This is a genomic window from Niveibacterium terrae, from assembly GCF_048213115.1.
Taxonomy (GTDB): domain Bacteria; phylum Pseudomonadota; class Gammaproteobacteria; order Burkholderiales; family Rhodocyclaceae; genus Niveibacterium; species Niveibacterium terrae.
In genome coordinates, this window is record NZ_CP172404.1 from 2,742,268 (window position 1) to 2,759,468 (window position 17,201).

A 17,201-nucleotide genomic window follows, 5' to 3' on the forward strand; every position below is an offset into this window, starting at 1 on the left:
TCAATTCGGGTCACGCCGAAACAAAACCCGCCCCACCGGTGCGGCTTCCTCACCGCTTTTTGGGCGGAACAAGCAACGCGGAAATGTCTTTCTCGTCAGCTTGTTTCAATGGGGAATCCCGCTCCTCGACCACTTTGAAATTGACAAATTTCTTCAGAGATTCCATCTGACTCACCAGCGAGCTGACCTTGGCGCTTTGCAATTCGTCTTTGGTGTAAGCAAAAGATGTGATTGACGAGGTTTCGTCGTCAATGCTGATCGACTCGTAGTTCCCGGTTCCGACATTCAGAGGACCTCCATCCGGCCCCTGAAGGAAGTTCGATTTGAGGCGGGTCGTTTGAGTCTGACTGACCGACAGACCGTTCCATTTCCCCTCACCGACGACCTTGGTGCTTTGGGCCGCCCGATACTCCATATGACCCGCCTCGCTCTCCTTGGCGAAGTCACCGCTGAGGCTGACTTCAAAGTCGGCCAACCCGGTAAGCACCGCGCGGTCCTTGTCGTTCAGCGCGAGAGGGCTGATCGTCGGCGAGGTCGATCCGTCGCTCGTCGGGTAGTTCGAGTGGAGCGCGACAAACACATCCTTGAACTGGCCGAGCAGACTGGAGTCGCCATGGCCACGCTGACTGGCGGCATCGAACTGAGACAGGTAATTTTGAACCGCGGCATGCTGCTGAGCGGACGAACCCAAAATGGCTGGCTGAGTCAAATCGACCGTCAGGCTCAGATGGCTCTTCGTGGTCTCGAGGGCAAAGCTTCTCTGTTTTGAATTGGCATGAAAATCGAGAGACTTGAGCTCAGACCCGAATTGCGGAGTCTGGCGAACCGTGAGGTCAATGCCCGAGAGCACCGTGGCATCGTACGTCAGCCCGGAAACATCGACCGCCCCCGTTCCCTGGCCAACCGACTGGAGAAAGCTTTCGAACCCGGAGGAGAGCTCTGCGACGGCCGTTTTCTCCGCAGCGCTCAGTTCGCCACCGCCGACACGGACACTGACACTCAGGCTGTTTCTGATCTCCTTGCCGTTGCCCCCATAGGAGAGCGAAATATCAACCGTTTTCCCGGTTAGCGTCCGGATCCTGAACCCCACCCGATTGCCCGCACCCGCGGCACTTTTCAATGCTTCCGTCGCGCTCGTATGCGTGATATCCGCGGCGCTGTAGTTGATTGAAGCGCCCTCGACCGTCGGGTTCCAGTAATCAGGATCGTAACTGACAAGCGTTTGACTGAAATCGCTTTGCGTCGTCGAAAAACGATCCAGAAGCTTCGCGCCCACCCCGCTCAATAATGACGAGGAATCCCCGGACGCGAAGGACCTCTTTTTGAGGTTGCCCAGCATGATCTGACTAAGCTCATCCTCCGGCTCCGACGTCCAGGCCAGCTGCGGCTCGATCAGCATCGACAAGGCATAAACCGGCTCCACGACGTCAGTTCCGCTCGCCAGCGAAACCGAGGCATCGGCGATCGCGATTGGCTCGCCGGCCGGAAGGGCGCGGATTGGCTGTGAACGAAAAGAATCACTCCACGCGCCCGAGGCGCCCACGCCAAGAAGCTCCACACCAACCACCTGACAGGAATGCCGGAATGCCCGTTATATCGGCTTAAGCCGCAATAACTTGAATCGCTGACAGGCAACTCCGCGGCGGGCTCTCAGGTGTTCTGAACGACGATGTTCGGGAACTTGAAGCGCATGTCGCGCTGCTTGTCAGCGATCGCGATCGCGACTTTGCGCGCGATCGCGCGGTAGCCCTGAGCCAACGGCCCCTCGGGATCGGCGACGACGGTCGGCACTCCGATGTCGGTCTGCTCGCGGATCCTGATGTCCAGAGGAAGAGCGCCGAGGAAAGGCACTCCGTAGTCGGCGCACATCCGCTCGCCGCCGCCCTCACCGAAGATGTGCTCGGCGTGGCCGCAGTTCGAGCAGATGTGGATGCTCATGTTCTCGACGATGCCGAGAATCGGGATCGCAACCTTCTCGAACATCTTCAGGCCCTTGCGCGCGTCGAGCAACGCAATGTCCTGCGGCGTCGTCACGATCACGGCGCCGGTCACCGGCACGCCCTGGGCCAGGGTCAGCTGGATATCGCCGGTGCCCGGAGGCATGTCGACAACCAGGTAGTCGAGGTCGTCCCAGGCGGTCTCGGTCAAGAGCTGGCGCAGAGCCTGGGTCACCATCGGCCCGCGCCAGACCATCGGCTGTTCGACGTCGACGAGAAAACCGATCGAGTTGGCCTGCAGGCCGTGGGCGCGCAGCGGCAGCATCATCTTGCCGTCCTCGCTCTGCGGCTGAGCCCCGGCCAGACCCAGCATCTGCGGCTGGCTGGGGCCGTAGATGTCGGCGTCGAGGATGCCGACCCGGGCGCCTTCGCGGGACAGGGCCAGCGCGAGGTTCACGGCCGTCGTGCTCTTGCCGACCCCGCCCTTGCCCGACGAGACCGCGATGATGTTGCGCACGCCGGGCAGAAGCGCCACGTTGCCCTGGACCGTGTGCGCGACGATGCGGCTGCTGATCCGCACATGCGCCTGCTCGACCCCCTCCAGAGCCCGCACCGCATCCTCGATCTGCCTGGCGATCGCCGCGAACTGGCTCGCCGCCGGGTAGGCGAGTTCGACGTCGAGTTCGACCGAGTCGCCCGCTATCCTGATCGAGCGTATCGCCTTGTGCGCCGAGTAAGGCTTGCCGGTGTTCGGATCGGTCAAGGCTTCCGCGGTCATTCTTACCGTCTGCTCAGTCACGCTCATCCCGATCTCCCGGCTAAAGTTGAGTCATTTGCTCAAGTTTAACATGGGCCGAAAACCCCACGAGCCCCGTCCCGGAAGGGCAAAAACTGGGCCAGCGCAAAGCCGAAGCGCGCTGCGCTTGCTAGAATTGTTACTTTCGTTGCGGAATTCCCGCCATGCCCCAGCGCAAGCTCTTCGTCACGACCGCCCTGCCCTACGCGAACGCCCCTTTCCACATCGGCCACATCATGGAATACACCCAGGCCGACATTTGGGTTCGCTATCAGCGAATGCAGGGCCACGAAGTGCATTTCGTCGGTGCTGACGATGCGCATGGCGCTCCGATCATGCTCAAGGCCGAAGCCGAAGGCATCACGCCCCAGCAGCTTGTCGCCGGGATCGCGGCCGGCCGGCCTCAGTACCTGAACGGCTTTCACATCGCCTTCGACAACTGGCACTCGACCGATTCGGACGAGAACGTCCAGCTCTCCCAGGACATCTATCGCCGCCTGCGCGACGCCGGCTTCATCGAGCGGCGCGTCATCGAGCAGTTCTTCGACCCGGTCAAGAACATGTTCCTGCCCGACCGCTACATCAAGGGCGAGTGCCCGAAGTGCGGCGCGAAGGATCAGTACGGCGACAACTGCGAAGTCTGCGGCGCCGTCTATGCACCAACCGAACTGGTGACCCCGTACTCGGCACTGACCGGCGCAACTCCGGTGATGCGCGAGTCCGAACACTTCTTCTTCCGCCTGTCCGACCCACGCTGTGTCGAATTCCTGCGCGGCTGGACCCAGGACGGCCGGCTGCAGCCGCAGATCGCGAACAAGGCACGCGAATGGCTCGAAGGCGAAGGGGGCCTGGCGGACTGGGACATCTCGCGCGATGCGCCCTACTTCGGCATTCCGATTCCCGACGCTCCAGGCAAGTACTTCTATGTCTGGCTCGACGCTCCGGTCGGTTACCTCGCCAGCCTCAAGAATCACTGCGCGAAGCGCGGCCTCGACATCGCCGCACTGCTCGGCGACCCGGACACCGAGCAGGTCCACTTCATTGGCAAGGACATCGTCTATTTCCACTGCCTGTTCTGGCCGGCAATGCTGCATTTCGCGGGCCAACCCTATCGCGACCCGGACAACATCTTCGTGCACGGCTTCGTCACGGTCGGCGGCGAAAAGATGAGCAAGTCGCGCGGCACCGGCATCAGCCCGCTGCGCTACCTCGATATCGGCATGAACCCGGAATGGCTGCGCTACTACCTCGCGGCCAAGCTCAACGCGAACGTCGAGGACGTCGATTTCACGGCCGAGGACTTCATCGCCCGCGTCAATGCCGATCTGGTCGGCAAGTACGTCAACATCGCGAGCCGCTGCGCCGGTTTCATCACGAAGCGCTTCGCAGGAAAGCTGACCCACGAGCGTGACGCCCAGGACACCGCGCTGATCCGGACGATAGACGAGAGCATTCCGGCCATCGGCAAGTACTTCGATGAACGCGAATACTCGAAGGCGATCCGCGAGATCATGGCGCTGGCCGACCGGACCAACGAGTACGTCAATGCGAACGCCCCCTGGGAGCTCGCCAAGCAGCCCGGCCGCGAAGCGGATCTGCAGCGCGTCTGCTCGGTCGCGCTCAATGCGTTCGCGCGCCTGACCCGGATGCTCGCCCCGGTGATGCCTGAAACGGCGGCCAAGGTCGCCCGAATGTTCAACTGCGACTTCTCGACATGGGAATCCGCATTGGACATCGTCGAAATCCAGCCCTACTCTCATCTGATGACCCGGGTCGAACCGAAACAGCTCGACGCGCTGTTCGAACGCGAAACAACGCCTCTGCCGCCCAAGGCGCCCGAACAGCCCCAGCGCCATGCCCAGAAGCAGGCCCACCTCGCGAAGGAAGAAGCGGACAAGACCGACGAGTTCGAGCCCTTCATCAGCATCGACGACTTCGCGAAAGTAGATCTGAGGATCGCGAAGATTGTCAGCGCCGAGCACGTCGAGGGTGCGGCGAAGCTGATCAAACTTCAGCTCGACATCGGCGAGGACCGCCCCCGCCAGGTCTTCGCCGGGATCAAGTCGGCCTACGATCCGGACAAGCTGACCGGACGGCTGACCGTGATGGTCGCAAACCTGACTCCGCGCAAGATGAAGTTCGGTCTCAGCGAAGGTATGGTTCTGGCTGCCTCCGATGAAGCAGGCGAAGTGCCCGGCCTCTTCATCCTGTCCCCCGATTCCGGCGCCGTGCCGGGCATGAAGGTACGTTGAACCCAAAGTGAGCGCGCGCGCCGACCTTCTCTGCCATCCCGCGATCCTCTCCTGGATCGCGGTGGATCTGGCAGCGCTCGCGCTGCTGGGCTGGGGAGTGGCCGGCCTCACGGGCCTCGCAAGCGAGCTCTCGACGGGGCAGGCCGCGGCCTGCGCCGGCCTGGGCCTCATCGGCACCCTCGTCGCCGCAATCAAGCTCGTCACGTCCGCGCTCGCGCTCTGTCAGGCGAAGCGCGCGCACTGATCATGCCGCTGACCCGGACCAAACGCTGGATCACCCAGCACCGTGTCGGCCCTGGCGGTCGACCTTTCTGCACTGATTCCTCCTCTTTCCGCAGAAAGGTTCACCGTGTTCACATTCCGTCCCAAACTCCTTGAAACTTTGGCCGGTTACGACCGCGCCAGCTTCGCCCGCGACGCATCCTCGGGCCTGACCGTTGGCGTGCTCGCGCTGCCGCTCGCGATGGCCTTCGCGATTGCTTCGGGCATGAGCCCGACTTCTGGCATCTGGACCGCGATCGTCGCCGGCCTGATCGTCTCGCTGCTCGGCGGCTCGCGCGTACAGATCGGCGGCCCGACCGGCGCCTTCATCCCGATCGTCTACGGCATCCTCGTCCACTATGGCGTGCAGAGCCTGCTGCTCGCGACGATGCTCGCGGGCATGCTCCTGGTCGGCATGGCGCTCGCGCGCCTGGGCAACCTGATCCGCTTCATCCCCCGCGCGGTCGTGATCGGCTTCACGAACGGCATCGCGGTCGTGATCTTCCTCGCCCAGATCAAGGATTTCCTGGGCCTTCCCGCCGCGCTTCCCGCGGAGTTCTTCGCGAAAGTCCACGCGCTGTGGCAGGCCCTCCCGCGGACCGACCTACCGACGCTGGGCATCTCGGTCGCGTCGCTGGTCGTGCTGCTCGGCTGGAACCGGCTCGCCAGGAGCGTCTCATGGATGGCCCGCCTGCCCGGGCCTCTGGTCGTTCTGGTCGCCGCGACGACGCTCAATATCCTCTACCCGCTGCCGATCGAGACGATCGGTTCGCGCTTCGGAGGTATTCCTCAGTCCATTCCGCCCCTGCGCATTCCCGAACTGGATCTGTCGAACCTGGGCAAGCTGATCACGCCGGCGATCACGATCGCGCTGCTCGGCGCGATCGAGTCTTTGCTCTCGGCGCGTGTCGCCGACGGTCTGATCGATGACCGTCACGAACCGAACCAGGAACTGCTCGCCCAAGGCCTCGCGAACATCGCCGCAGCGCTGTTCGGCGGCTTCGCCGCGACCGGCGCGATCGCCCGCACCGCGACCAATGTGCGCAGCGGCGGCCGCACACCGGTGGCCGGCATCATCCATGCGCTCACGCTGCTGCTGATCGTGCTGATCGCCGCGCCGCTCGCCGCTCATGTGCCGCTCGCCGCACTGTCGGCGATCGTCGTCGTCGTCGCCTTCAACATGTGTCAATGGCACGAATTCCGCGAACTTCGCCGCTATTCTTCGCACTACCGCACCGTTCTGATCGCGACCTTCCTGATCACCGTTGTATTCGATCTGACGCTTGCTGTCGAGATCGGCATGGTGCTGGCGAGCCTCTTCTTCATCTATCACATCCAGGATCTGACCGGCGCAACCGAGGAAACACTCGATACCGCCTACGTCGAGGAAAAGGACGAAGGAATCCTCAGCTACCGGATCTACGGTTCGCTGTTCTTCGGCACGGTCGGCAAGATCGAGGATCAGCTCGACCCCGAGGAAATGGAGGCGAAAGTGTTGATCCTGAACCTGCACACGGTCGTGAGCCTCGACGCGACGGCGCTCGAAATGCTCGACAACCTGCTGCGCGCGCTGCGCAAACGGGGCATCCAGCTGGTGCTGTGTCGGCTCAACGCGCCGCTGCGCAATCTGATCGAGAGCAGCGGCTTCAGCGAGCGCCTGGGGGGCGAAAACATCCTTGGCACCTCGGTCGAGGCACTCGAATACGCCCGGGCCCTGGTCAGAAAGCCATGACGATCCAGGTCCAGCTCTGGCGGATACGCGGACGGGTCCAGGGAGTCGGCTTTCGCTGGTACATGGTCCAGCAGGCCAGCCTTCTGGGCCTCGCCGGTTTCGTGCGCAACCGGCGGGACGGCAGCGTCGAGGCGCTGGTCGCCGGAGAGGCCGAAGCTCTCGGCGAGCTGCTGCGCTGGGCCAGGCGCGGCCCGCCCACCGCGCAAGTGACCGACATCGAAATCCTGTCCGCTGACGGGGAGGCGGTGCCAGCAGATTTTTCGGAGCGACCTACACTCTAAAGCGCTGTCGGCGCCGGGCCGATGGCCCCGCCCCTGACACCCAAGGAGTCCCCTATGGCTGTACTCGTCGGCAAACCAGCACCCGATTTCACCGCCGCCGCGGTTCTGGGCAACAACGAAATCGTCGACCGCTTCACCTTTTCAGAAGCGATTCTCGGCAAATACGCGGTCCTCTTTTTCTACCCTCTGGACTTCACTTTCGTCTGCCCCTCCGAGCTGATCGCCTTCGACCACCGGCTCGACGAGTTCCGCAAGCGCCAGGTCGAAGTGATCGGTGTCTCGATCGACTCGGCCTACACCCACTTCGCGTGGAAGAACACGCCGGCCGGCCGCGGCGGAATCGGTCCGGTCGGCTACCCGCTGGTCGCCGACACGAAACACGAAATCGCCCACGCCTATGACGTCGAAGCAGAGAGTGGCGTCGCCTTGCGCGCCACGTTTGTGATCGACCGCTGCGGCATCGTCCAGCACCAACTGGTCAACAATCTGCCGCTGGGCCGCGACATCGACGAAACGCTGCGTCTCGTCGATGCGCTGCAGTTCACCGAAGAGAACGGCGAAGTCTGCCCGGCGGGCTGGTCGCGCGGCAAAGCGGGCATGAAGGCCTCGACCGAAGGCGTCGCAGACTACCTGGCCCAACACGCCCCGGAACTCTGAACCGTTCGTCATAACCTGGCAGGGTTTAGTAACCCTGTCAGGATTTTTTTTGCTTCGGGGCTTCAAGTTTTCGGGCGGGCGGTCGTAAGTACAAGGTCTGAACCGCATCCTGATGATGTCACACGCCCCCCTCTTTCTGTCCTGCTGCGCGGCCGTCCTCTGGTCCTCCCGCGCGCACGCGGCCTACCTGCCCGGAGATCTTCCCGGCGCCGCCTGCGCGCTGCTGGCCGTGCTCGCAGTGCTCGCCGCGGTGTTGATGTTCCGCCGCCTGGGGCACTGGCGACGGATATCCCGGCTGCGCGAGCGCGAGCTCCGCGAGGCCCGCGAGGACAGCAGCCGCTTCCGGCAGATGATAGAGGGCACCAATGCGGTGGCCTGGGAGTTCGACGCGGCGAGCGGACAGTGCACCTATGTCTCGCCGCAGGCGGAACAGCTTCTTGGCTTCCCGGCCAGTGCCTGGTTTCAGCCGGGTTTCTGGAGCGAAAACCTGCACCCGGAAGACCGCTCCTTCACGCTCGAATTCTTCCGCGCGCAGATTGCGCTCGGCTACGACCACGAACTCGAATACCGGATGCAGCATGCGGACGGCAACACCGTCTTCGTCCGCGACATGCGCACGCTACACCGCGGCGCGGGAGGCCGGATAGAGCGGGTGCGCAGCCTGCTCGTGAACCTGACCGTGCACAAGGCGACCGAAGCGGCACTCGAAGACAGCGAGGCGCGCTTTCGCTCGACTTTCGAGCAGGCCGCGGTCGGCATGGCGATGTGTTCGCTCTCCGGTCGCTATACGCGCGTCAACCGCCGCTATAGCGAGATCTGTGGCCACAGCGAAGCCGAGCTGCTGCAGTCGGATTTTCGGATCATCACCGATCCGCGCGACCGCGAACACACCGAGCAGATGTTCTCCCATCTTCTCGAGACGCCCGACCGTACCGCGAGCCTCGATAAACGGTTGCAGAGGCCGGACGGAAGCCGGGTCTGGGTCCACGTCACGGCGAGTGTGATGCGCTCGATGCGCCGCGAAGCGACCCAGTTCATCGAAGTGCTCGAAGACATCACGCTGCGCCGCGAAGCCGAAAGGGTTCTGCGCAAGAGCGAGGGTCAGCTGCGCACCGTACTCTCGGCGCTCGATGAAGGCATCGTGCTGCGCGATACGACCGGGCGGGTGCTGCTCTGCAACGCTTCGGCGGCGCAGATCTACGGCCTCAGCGAAGAGGATCTGAGTCTGAGCCTGCTCCAGGACAAGAACATCCACCACATCTGGGCCAACGGCCGTCCCCGCGAACTCGCCAGCCTGCCCTGCCAAAAGGCTCTGAACAACAGCTCCCCGTCCCGCGACAACGTATGCATCCGCCAAGCTGACGGGAGCATCCGCTGGCTGTCGATGAACTGCGAACCGCTGCTCAGGGAAGAGGACGGCGAAGTCTATGCAGTACTCAGCACGATCAGCGACATCACCGAGCGGCGCAGATCCGAGGACGAGCTGCGCCTCGCCGCGACCGTTTTCGACAACAGCGTCGAAGCAATCCTGATCTTCGATGCCGACAAGCGCATCCTGCGCGTAAACCCGGCTTTCACGAAGGCGACCGGTTTCCGAGCCGAGGAAGTGATTGGCCGGAGCGGCGAATTCCTCGCCTCGAGCCGTCACGACGAAGAGTTCCAAAACACCGTCTGGGCAGCGGTCGCCGAGTGCGGCTTCTGGCAGGGCGAGATGTGGAACACGAGGAAGAACGGCTCGGTCTTCCCCGAATGGCTGTCGATCAGCGCCGTCCACGATGAACGCGGCGCAACGACGAGCTTTGTGGCCGAGTTCTCCGACATCACCGAGCGCAAGGCCAGCGAAGCGAGGATCGCCTACCTGGCTCACCACGATCCCTTGACCGCCCTGCCCAACCGCACGCTGCTGCAGGACAGGCTTCTCCAGGCCGTCGCACGGGCCAACCGGGAACAGAGCATGGTCGGCCTGCTCTTCCTGGATCTGGACCGCTTCAAGACGATCAATGACTCGCTGGGTCATCACGCCGGCGACAAACTGCTCAAGAAGGTCGCCGAACGGCTCGGCAGCTGCGTGCGCGAGTCCGACACGATCTGCCGCCAGGGCGGCGACGAGTTCATCATCGTGCTGCCCGATCTGGCCGACGCGGATGCGGCCGGGCGGGTCGCCGAAAAGATCCTGAACCACTTCACCGAGGCCTTCGGCATAGACAGCCACAGCATCGCGACCACGTTCTCGATCGGCATCGCCGTCTATCCCGGCGACGGCGAAGATCCGGACAGCCTGATGAAGAACGCCGACACCGCGATGTATCACGCCAAGGAGAGCGGCCGCAGCACCTACCGCTTCTTCACCGAAACGATGAACGCGGATGCGCTCGAACGCCTGCAGCTCGAAAACGGTCTGCGCCAAGCGCTCGAACGCGAGGAATTCCAGCTCCATTACCAGCCCCAGGTTTCGCTGTCTGACGGCCGCATCATCGGCGCCGAAGCGCTGATCCGCTGGAACCGTCCCGAACACGGCATGGTTCCCCCTGACCGCTTCATCTCGATTGCAGAGGAATCCGGCCTGATCGTGCCGATCGGCCGCTGGGTCATGCGCGAAGCCTGCCGTCAGACCCGGGAGTGGCAGGACGCCGGGCTGCCGCCGATCACGATGGCGGTCAACCTGTCGGCGCTGCAGTTCCGCCGCGACGACATCCTCGCAACCGTCAAGAGCGTCCTCGAGGAGAGCGCCCTGGCACCGGAACACCTGGAGCTGGAGCTGACCGAATCCTTGCTGATGGAGAACGCCGAGGACGTGATGAGCAAGCTCAAACAGCTCAAGGCGATGGGCGTCAGACTTTCGATCGACGACTTCGGAACCGGCTACTCGAGTCTTGCCTACCTGAAGCGGCTCGAAGTCGATCGGCTCAAGATCGATCAGAGCTTCGTCCGCGATGTCCCCCACGACAGCGAGGATGCCGCGATCGTCCGCGCGGTGGTCCAGCTCGGCCGCAGCCTGCGCCTCGAAGTGATCGCCGAAGGCGTCGAGACTCTGGCCCACGTCGGCTTCCTCAGTGCTGAAAACTGCCTGATCGCCCAAGGCTACTACTACTGCCGGCCGGTTCCTGCCGAAACTTTCGGTGAGATCCTGAGCAAGGAATTCCTGCGCCCACGCGCCATCCACGCGGCCTGATCGCCGCCTTCAAGGCGCGGCGGTTCGCGCCAGGACCAGATTCTCGACCCGGACCGCGCCGGCCGCGCGCAGCGCAACAGCCATTTCGCAGAGCGTCGCGCCACTGGTCATCACGTCGTCGACGACCAGAACCCGCATCCCGGCAAAGCTGCGCTGCGCCCGAAAAGCCCCTTGCAGATTCCTGAGCCGCTCCTCGCGCGCGAGTCCGGCCTGGGCGAGCGACAGCCTGTCCTTGACCAGAGCGTCTCGGAAGAGCGGCACGCCGAGACTCTGCGCAACCGGCTTGGCGAGCAGTAAGGCCTGGTTGAAGCCGCGTTCGGCGAGCCGCACCGGATGGACCGGGACGGGCACGACGCAGTCGGCCAAGCAGCGCTTCGCCGTTTCGCGCAAGGCGACCGCGAAGACCCGGGGCACACAGAAATCGGCGTCGAACTTCAGGCCGTGGATCAGCTCACGGATCGGAAATTCGTAAGGGTAGAGCGCGTGGGTCGCATCGAAACCCGGCTTTTTCCTCAGGCAGGCGCCGCAGATCTGCCCTTGCGGGGACGCGAGCGCGCAGACCGGGCACAGGCCTTCGGACAGCGCCGGGAACTCGGCGAAACAGTCCGCGCAGACAGCCTGCGCGCCGGCCGGGCCGCCACAGACGAAACAGCTCTGGGGCAGCAGCGCCGAGAGAAGATTCGTCGCGAAATCGTGCGTGGCGCGCGTCCAGTTTGGCACGGCATTTCCTTTGCCGGATAATCACCGATTGTCTTCCCGTCGTAGAAAGAACGCCGCATGACTATTTCCGCTGATGCCAAAACCCCCACGAATCCGGTCTGGACGACGGACTCGGTGCTGGCTCTGCTCGATCTGCCCTTCATGGACCTCGTCTACCGCGCCGCCGAAGTGCACCGCGCGCACTTCGACCCGAACGCGGTGCAGCGCTCGGCCCTGCTGTCGATCAAGACCGGAGGCTGCTCGGAAGACTGCGGCTACTGCTCCCAGGCCAAGCGCTTTCATACCGGCGTCGAGAACGAAGCACTGATGGCGGTTCAGGAAGTCGTCGAGAAAGCGAAGCTCGCCAAAGCCAACGGCGCGACCCGCTTCTGCATGGGCGCCGCCTGGCGCGGCCCCAAGGAACGCGACCTCGAACCCGTGCTCGAGATGGTCCGTCAGGTCAAGGCGCTAGGTCTGGAGACCTGCGTGACGCTGGGCATGCTCAAGGAAGGCCAGGCCGAGCGCCTGAAGGAAGCCGGACTCGACTACTACAACCACAATCTCGACACGGCCCCCGAACACTACCAGCAGATCGTCAGCACCCACTCTCAGGCCGACCGCTTTGACACGCTGGGCAAGGTTCGCGAAGCCGGCATCAACGTCTGCTCGGGCGGCATCATCGGCATGGGCGAATCCCGGCGCGGCCGCGCGGCGCTGATCGCCCAGCTCGCAAAGATGGATCCTCCTCCCGAATCGGTGCCGATCAACAACCTGGTCGCGATCCCCGGCACGCCGCTCGCCCATCAGCCGCCGCTCGATTCCTTCGAGTTCATCCGGACCATCGCTGCGGCGCGGATCGCGATGCCGAAAAGCCATGTGCGCCTGTCGGCCGGCCGCCAGAGGCTCTCCGACGAAGGTCAGGCTCTGGCTTTCCTGGCCGGAGCGAACTCGATCTTCTACGGCGAGAAGCTGCTGACGACCGACAACGCCGACGCCGAAGCCGACCGCGAACTGCTCGAAAAGCTGGACATCGCGTCGGTCTGAGCCGCCGGGGCGGCGCTCAAAGCGCCGCTTCGCCTTGCCGGCGACCGCGGCGCCTCTCGTGAGCAAAGAGCACGTCGCGTTCAAACCAGCACGACAGGCGCCGGGCATCGGACGAACAGTAGGCGGCCAGAACGTCCCTCACCGCTTGCTGGGACAGACAGGCCCCGATACCTTCGTAGCATCTCCATTGCCCTTCGGGAATTGCTGCCAGCCGGCCCCGGAGTGCGCGCCCCCTGTGGGCTTCACCGAGGCCGCGCAGCAGATCAGCGAGCGAAACCCAGGTGCAGGACGTCTCCTCGATGACACGGATCTGTATCCCTTCGAACTCGTACCAGCTTCCGCTCCAGCCGCGAAAGGCCGAGTGGCGCAGATCGTCGAACAGCGCAAAGAGCGCATGGGTCAGAGGCACGGCGATGCACAGCGCAACGAGGGGCAGTACGGTCAGGATTCCCATCGCCCCACCCAGGCAGACCCCGAGCACCACGAGCGCGGCCGCCAGAACCACGCGAAAGACGAGCCAGGGATAGGGCTTGTGCTCGTCCCAGCCGATTTCGGTGTCGCTCTTCCCCACAACGCCTCCCGTCTGAAATGCCTGTGTCAGGCTGCCGCAAGCGCGCTCAGGGATCAAGTCCGAGACAAGGCTTCGCCCCGAATCCGTCAGACCTTAGAATAGCAAAATGAGCATTCCTGCCGATTTCTCGCTCGACCGCCGCCTCGCCCGCGAGCGCTTCTCCCGCCACGCCGACGATGGCGAGACGGGCTTTCTCGCCCGCGAGGTGTCGCGGCGGATGACCGAGCGCCTCGCCTATATCCGGGTCGAACCCAAACTCATCCTCGATCTGGGCTGCGGCGCGGGAGCCGACTTCGCCCGGCTCGCCGAGCACTATCCGAAGGCCGAAAAGCTGGGGATCGATTTCGCTCTGCCCCGCCTTGGACTCGCGCGCGGCGAGCGCCGCTTCTTCGAGCGGCTGTTCGGCACCCGCCGGGATCCCCGGCTGATCTGCGCCGACGCCCAGGCTCTGCCGCTCGCGCGCGCCTCGGTCGGCATGCTGTGGTCCAACCTGATGCTGAACTGGTTCGCCGACCCGATGCCGGCGATCCGCGAGATGCACAGGGTGCTCGAAGTCGGCGGCATGCTGATGTTCTCGACGCTGGGGCCGGATACGCTCAAGGAATTGCGCGCGGCTCTGCCCGACGCGGCCGGCGAGCGGGTGCACCGCTTCATCGACATGCACGATCTGGGCGACTCGCTGGTTGAGGCCGGCTTCGCCGGCCCGGTCATGGACATGGAGACGATCACGCTCGCCTACCCGTCTTTCGACGCACTGCTCGCCGACCTGCGCGCCTCCGGCGCGACGAACGCGTCGGGCGCGCGACCGCGGGGGCTGTCGGGAAAGGACGGCTGGCGACTCGCCCGCGAGCATTACGAAGCACTGCGCTGCGACGGCCGGCTGCCGGCGACGATCGAGATCGTCTATGGCCACGCCTGGAAGGAAGCGCCCAGGTTCGCCGACGACGGTCGCGCGGTGATCCGCTTCGCCGACAGGAAAAACGGATGAGCGCCGCTTCGCGCGTCTGGCTGTTCGACCTCGACAACACGCTGCACGACGCCAATCCCAGGGTTTTCCCGTGGATCAACCGCGCGATGACCGACTATCTGATGGAGCATCTGGCGCTCGATGAAGCCGAAGCCGACGCGCTGAGGATGAGCTACTGGCAACGCTACGGAGCGACGCTGCTCGGGATGATCCGCCATCACGGCACCGATCCGGCCCATTTTCTGAAGGCTACGCATGACTTCCCCGACCTTCGCTCGCTGCTGGTCTTCAAGCGCGCACTCCCCCCCCTGCTGCGCCGACTGCCAGGCCGCAAGTATCTGTTCTCGAACGGCCCCCAGGCCTATGCGAACGCGGTGCTCGCGCATATCGGCGCGCGTCGGAACTTTGCCGCAGTCTTCGGAATCGAGGCGCTGGGTCTGCAGCCCAAGCCCCAGCCGCGCGCCTTCAGCGCCGTGTTGAGGGCGCTGAAGCTGCCGGCGCAGCGCTGCATCCTCGTCGAGGATTCGCTCGAAAACCTTCGCATGGCCCGCGCTCTGGGCATGAAGACGGTCTGGATCAGCAGCGCGCCCGGAAAGCCCGCCTGCGTCGACGTCAAGCTCGGAAGCATCCTCGAGATCGGTCGCGCCGCCTGGCTCGCGCGCTGAACTCAGCCGAGCGAGCGACTCATCAGGCAAGCGCCTTCGCCGTAGGCCCCGGCGAGCGGCGCGGCCTGCGCTCGCCAGCCGTGGGCAAGCCAGAAGGCCTGAGCGCCCGCCAGCGCGACGAGGCGGATCTCGGCGAAGCGGCGACCTTGCGCCTTCGCGAGCAAAGCTTCGAGCAAGGCCACGGCGACGCGCTGGCCGCGGCACTCCGGCGCGACGGCCAGATCGTGCAGAAAGAGATGGTCGGGTTCACCCGCGCAGATCAGAGGCCGGTGCAGAGCCGGCGGCGAACCCCGCCACGGGTGGGCGAGCAGATAGGCCGCGAGCCCCTCCGCGCCTGCGGCGACGAAGCAGTGGTCGCCTCCGCTTTCAAGCCGGCTCGCCAGCGCCTCGACCGGCTCGTGGTAGTCGGGCGCATGCGCGCGGCACTGGACCGCGAAGACCTGCTCGAGGTCTTCGCGGATCATGGCCCGGATCAAGCCTCTTCCCGCAACCAGCGGGCGGCGTCCAGCGCCGAATAAGTCAGGATGCCATCGGCACCGGCGCGCTTGAACGCTACGAGGCTCTCGAGAATCGCCGCGCGGCGATCGAGCCAGCCATTCGCGATCGCGGCCTGCAGCATCGCGTACTCGCCGCTGACCTGGTAGGCGAAGGTCGGCACCTTGAGCTCGTGCTTGACCCGCCAGATCACGTCCAGATAAGGCAGGCCGGGCTTGACCATGAACATGTCCGCCCCCTCGGCGATGTCGAGTTCGACTTCGCGCAGCGCCTCGTCCGAGTTGGCCGGATCCATCTGATAAGTCTTCTTGTTGCCCTTGCCCAGATTTCCCGCCGAACCGACCGCATCGCGGAAAGGCCCATAGAAGCAGGACGCATACTTCGCCGAATAGGCGAGGATGCGGGTGTGGATCAGTGCGGCCGCGTCGAGCTCGGCGCGAATCCGGGCGATCCGTCCGTCCATCATGTCGGAAGGCGCGACGACATCGGCCCCGGCCTGGGCATGGCAGAGCGCCTGCTTCGCCAGCGCTTCCAGCGTCTCGTCGTTGAGCACATAGCCGCGCGGATCGGCCGGATCGATCAGGCCGTCCTGGCCGTGACTCGTATAGGGATCAAGTGCGACGTCGGTGATGACGCCCAGTTCGGGGAAGCGCGCCTTCAGCGCCTGAACCGCGCGCGGCACGAGGCCTTCGGGGTTCCATGCCTCGGCGGCGTCCTCCGACTTGCCTTCGACCCCGACGACGGGGAACAGGGCCAGCGCCGGGACGCCCAGGCTCTGGGCCTGCTCGGCGATGCCGAGCAGCTTGTCGATGGAGACGCGGAAGACGCCCGGCATCGACGCGACGGACTCGGTGACGCCCGAGCCTTCGACGACGAAGACCGGATAGATCAGATCGTCGGAGCTGAGCCGGTGCTCGCGCATCAGCCGGCGCGAGAAACCGTCGCGCCTCATTCTGCGCATCCGCGTCGCGGGGAACTGTCCATTCATTGCAAAACCTTTCAAGCTCGCAGGTCCGGAACGCCTCCGTCCGGATCAGGATTCAGATCGTCAAACCACTTGCCGACCACCCGCTCGACTTCCTCGACTCCGCTCTTCTTCAGGCTGGAGAAGAGCTGGGCCGTCAGATGATCGCCCCAGTTCGGCAGCTGCCGGCGCACTTCCATCAGCGCGGCGGCGGCCGGCCCGCGGCTCAACTTGTCCGACTTGGTCAGCAGGATATGGATCGGACGACCGCTGGGCGCAAACCAGTCGAGAAGCTGCCGATCCAGAGGCGTCAGCGGACGGCGGCAGTCCATGATATGGACGAGGCCGATCACGTTCCGCCGCTGGGACAGGTAGCGTTCGAGCAGCTCCTGCCACTCCCGGCGAACGGACTCGGGAACGTCAGCATAGCCGTAGCCGGGCAGGTCGACGAGCGCCGCACCGTTGGGCAGGCGGAAGAAATTGATCAGCTGGGTCCGGCCTGGCGTCTTGGACACGAAGGCGAGCCGGTTGTGGCCGACCAGCGTGTTCAGCGCACTGGACTTGCCGGCGTTCGAACGGCCGACGAAAGCGATCTCGGGCGCGGAAGATTCGGGAAGGCCCTGGGGTTTGGCGATCGAGGTCTCGAAGCTGGCGTGGCGGAACAGGCTCATGCGGGATGCGCGTGCCGGGGCACGGCCTTCAGATATT

Annotated in this window: 16 protein-coding genes; 9 read left to right on the plus strand and 7 right to left on the minus strand. The window is 64.5% G+C overall.

The window, feature by feature from the left end:
• Positions 1–49: 49 nt before the first annotated feature.
• Positions 50–1,558, minus strand: coding sequence for a hypothetical protein (locus ACHFB9_RS12650; protein ID WP_417067576.1), 1,509 nt, complete (start codon positions 1,556–1,558; stop codon positions 50–52).
• A gap of 92 nt (positions 1,559–1,650) precedes the next feature.
• Positions 1,651–2,742, minus strand: a complete 1,092-nt coding sequence (gene apbC / locus ACHFB9_RS12655) for an iron-sulfur cluster carrier protein ApbC (RefSeq protein WP_417067577.1) — start codon at positions 2,740–2,742, stop codon at positions 1,651–1,653.
• Positions 2,743–2,897: 155 nt separating this feature from the next.
• On the opposite strand from apbC, the gene metG reads away from it, so the two are divergent.
• The 6 genes from metG to ACHFB9_RS12685 all read left to right on the plus strand — a co-directional run bounded on the left by metG (position 2,898) and on the right by ACHFB9_RS12685 (position 11,088).
• Positions 2,898–4,985 carry a methionine--tRNA ligase gene (gene metG, locus ACHFB9_RS12660; protein WP_417067579.1) on the plus strand — a complete coding sequence of 696 codons (2,088 nt, stop codon included), beginning with the start codon at positions 2,898–2,900 and terminating at the stop codon, positions 4,983–4,985.
• Between the two features lie 7 nt (positions 4,986–4,992).
• On the plus strand, positions 4,993–5,229 hold the full coding sequence (locus ACHFB9_RS12665) for a hypothetical protein (protein WP_417067580.1): 237 nt from the start codon (positions 4,993–4,995) through the stop codon (positions 5,227–5,229).
• Positions 5,230–5,334: 105 nt separating this feature from the next.
• Positions 5,335–6,978: a SulP family inorganic anion transporter gene (locus ACHFB9_RS12670; RefSeq protein WP_417067582.1), complete on the plus strand. Its 1,644-nt coding sequence runs from the start codon at positions 5,335–5,337 to the stop codon at positions 6,976–6,978.
• Positions 6,975–7,259 (plus strand): acylphosphatase, encoded by a 285-nt coding sequence (locus ACHFB9_RS12675; protein ID WP_417067583.1) that lies wholly within the window; start codon positions 6,975–6,977, stop codon positions 7,257–7,259. Before ACHFB9_RS12670 ends, ACHFB9_RS12675 begins: the two co-directional genes overlap by 4 nt.
• Positions 7,260–7,313: 54 nt before the next feature.
• Positions 7,314–7,916: a peroxiredoxin gene (locus tag ACHFB9_RS12680; protein WP_417067584.1), complete on the plus strand. Its 603-nt coding sequence runs from the start codon at positions 7,314–7,316 to the stop codon at positions 7,914–7,916.
• A 115-nt stretch (positions 7,917–8,031) separates the two neighbouring features.
• Positions 8,032–11,088, plus strand: a complete 3,057-nt coding sequence (locus ACHFB9_RS12685) for an EAL domain-containing protein (protein ID WP_417067586.1) — start codon at positions 8,032–8,034, stop codon at positions 11,086–11,088.
• 9 nt (positions 11,089–11,097) lie between these two features.
• Here the strand turns inward: ACHFB9_RS12685 and ACHFB9_RS12690 are convergent, their stop codons facing one another.
• Positions 11,098–11,808, minus strand: coding sequence for a ComF family protein (locus ACHFB9_RS12690; protein WP_417067588.1), 711 nt, complete (start codon positions 11,806–11,808; stop codon positions 11,098–11,100).
• A 57-nt stretch (positions 11,809–11,865) separates the two neighbouring features.
• Here ACHFB9_RS12690 and bioB point away from each other — a divergent pair, with 57 nt between their 5' ends.
• Positions 11,866–12,831 carry a biotin synthase BioB gene (gene bioB, locus ACHFB9_RS12695; RefSeq protein WP_417067589.1) on the plus strand — a complete coding sequence of 322 codons (966 nt, stop codon included), beginning with the start codon at positions 11,866–11,868 and terminating at the stop codon, positions 12,829–12,831.
• Positions 12,832–12,847: 16 nt separating this feature from the next.
• On the opposite strand, the gene ACHFB9_RS12700 is transcribed toward bioB, so the two are convergent.
• A complete protein-coding gene (locus ACHFB9_RS12700; RefSeq protein ID WP_417067590.1) occupies positions 12,848–13,402 on the minus strand; it encodes a hypothetical protein in 555 nt (184 codons plus the stop codon).
• Between the two features lie 106 nt (positions 13,403–13,508).
• On the opposite strand from ACHFB9_RS12700, the gene ACHFB9_RS12705 reads away from it, so the two are divergent.
• Positions 13,509–14,390: a methyltransferase domain-containing protein gene (locus tag ACHFB9_RS12705; RefSeq protein WP_417067591.1), complete on the plus strand. Its 882-nt coding sequence runs from the start codon at positions 13,509–13,511 to the stop codon at positions 14,388–14,390.
• Positions 14,387–15,034, plus strand: a complete 648-nt coding sequence (locus tag ACHFB9_RS12710) for a pyrimidine 5'-nucleotidase (RefSeq protein ID WP_417067592.1) — start codon at positions 14,387–14,389, stop codon at positions 15,032–15,034. The genes ACHFB9_RS12705 and ACHFB9_RS12710 overlap by 4 nt, the downstream gene beginning before the upstream one ends.
• Before the next feature lie 2 nt (positions 15,035–15,036).
• On the opposite strand, the gene ACHFB9_RS12715 is transcribed toward ACHFB9_RS12710, so the two are convergent.
• The 3 genes from ACHFB9_RS12715 to yihA are packed head-to-tail and all read right to left on the minus strand — an operon-like array spanning position 15,037 to position 17,164.
• A complete protein-coding gene (locus ACHFB9_RS12715) occupies positions 15,037–15,498 on the minus strand; it encodes a GNAT family N-acetyltransferase (protein ID WP_417067593.1) in 462 nt (153 codons plus the stop codon).
• An 8-nt stretch (positions 15,499–15,506) separates the two neighbouring features.
• The gene (gene hemB / locus ACHFB9_RS12720) at positions 15,507–16,517 is read right to left on the minus strand and encodes a porphobilinogen synthase (RefSeq protein ID WP_417067594.1); all 1,011 of its coding nucleotides are present in this window, start codon (positions 16,515–16,517) and stop codon (positions 15,507–15,509) included.
• A gap of 11 nt (positions 16,518–16,528) precedes the next feature.
• Positions 16,529–17,164 carry a ribosome biogenesis GTP-binding protein YihA/YsxC gene (gene yihA / locus ACHFB9_RS12725; protein ID WP_417067595.1) on the minus strand — a complete coding sequence of 212 codons (636 nt, stop codon included), beginning with the start codon at positions 17,162–17,164 and terminating at the stop codon, positions 16,529–16,531.
• Positions 17,165–17,201: the final 37 nt, after the last annotated feature.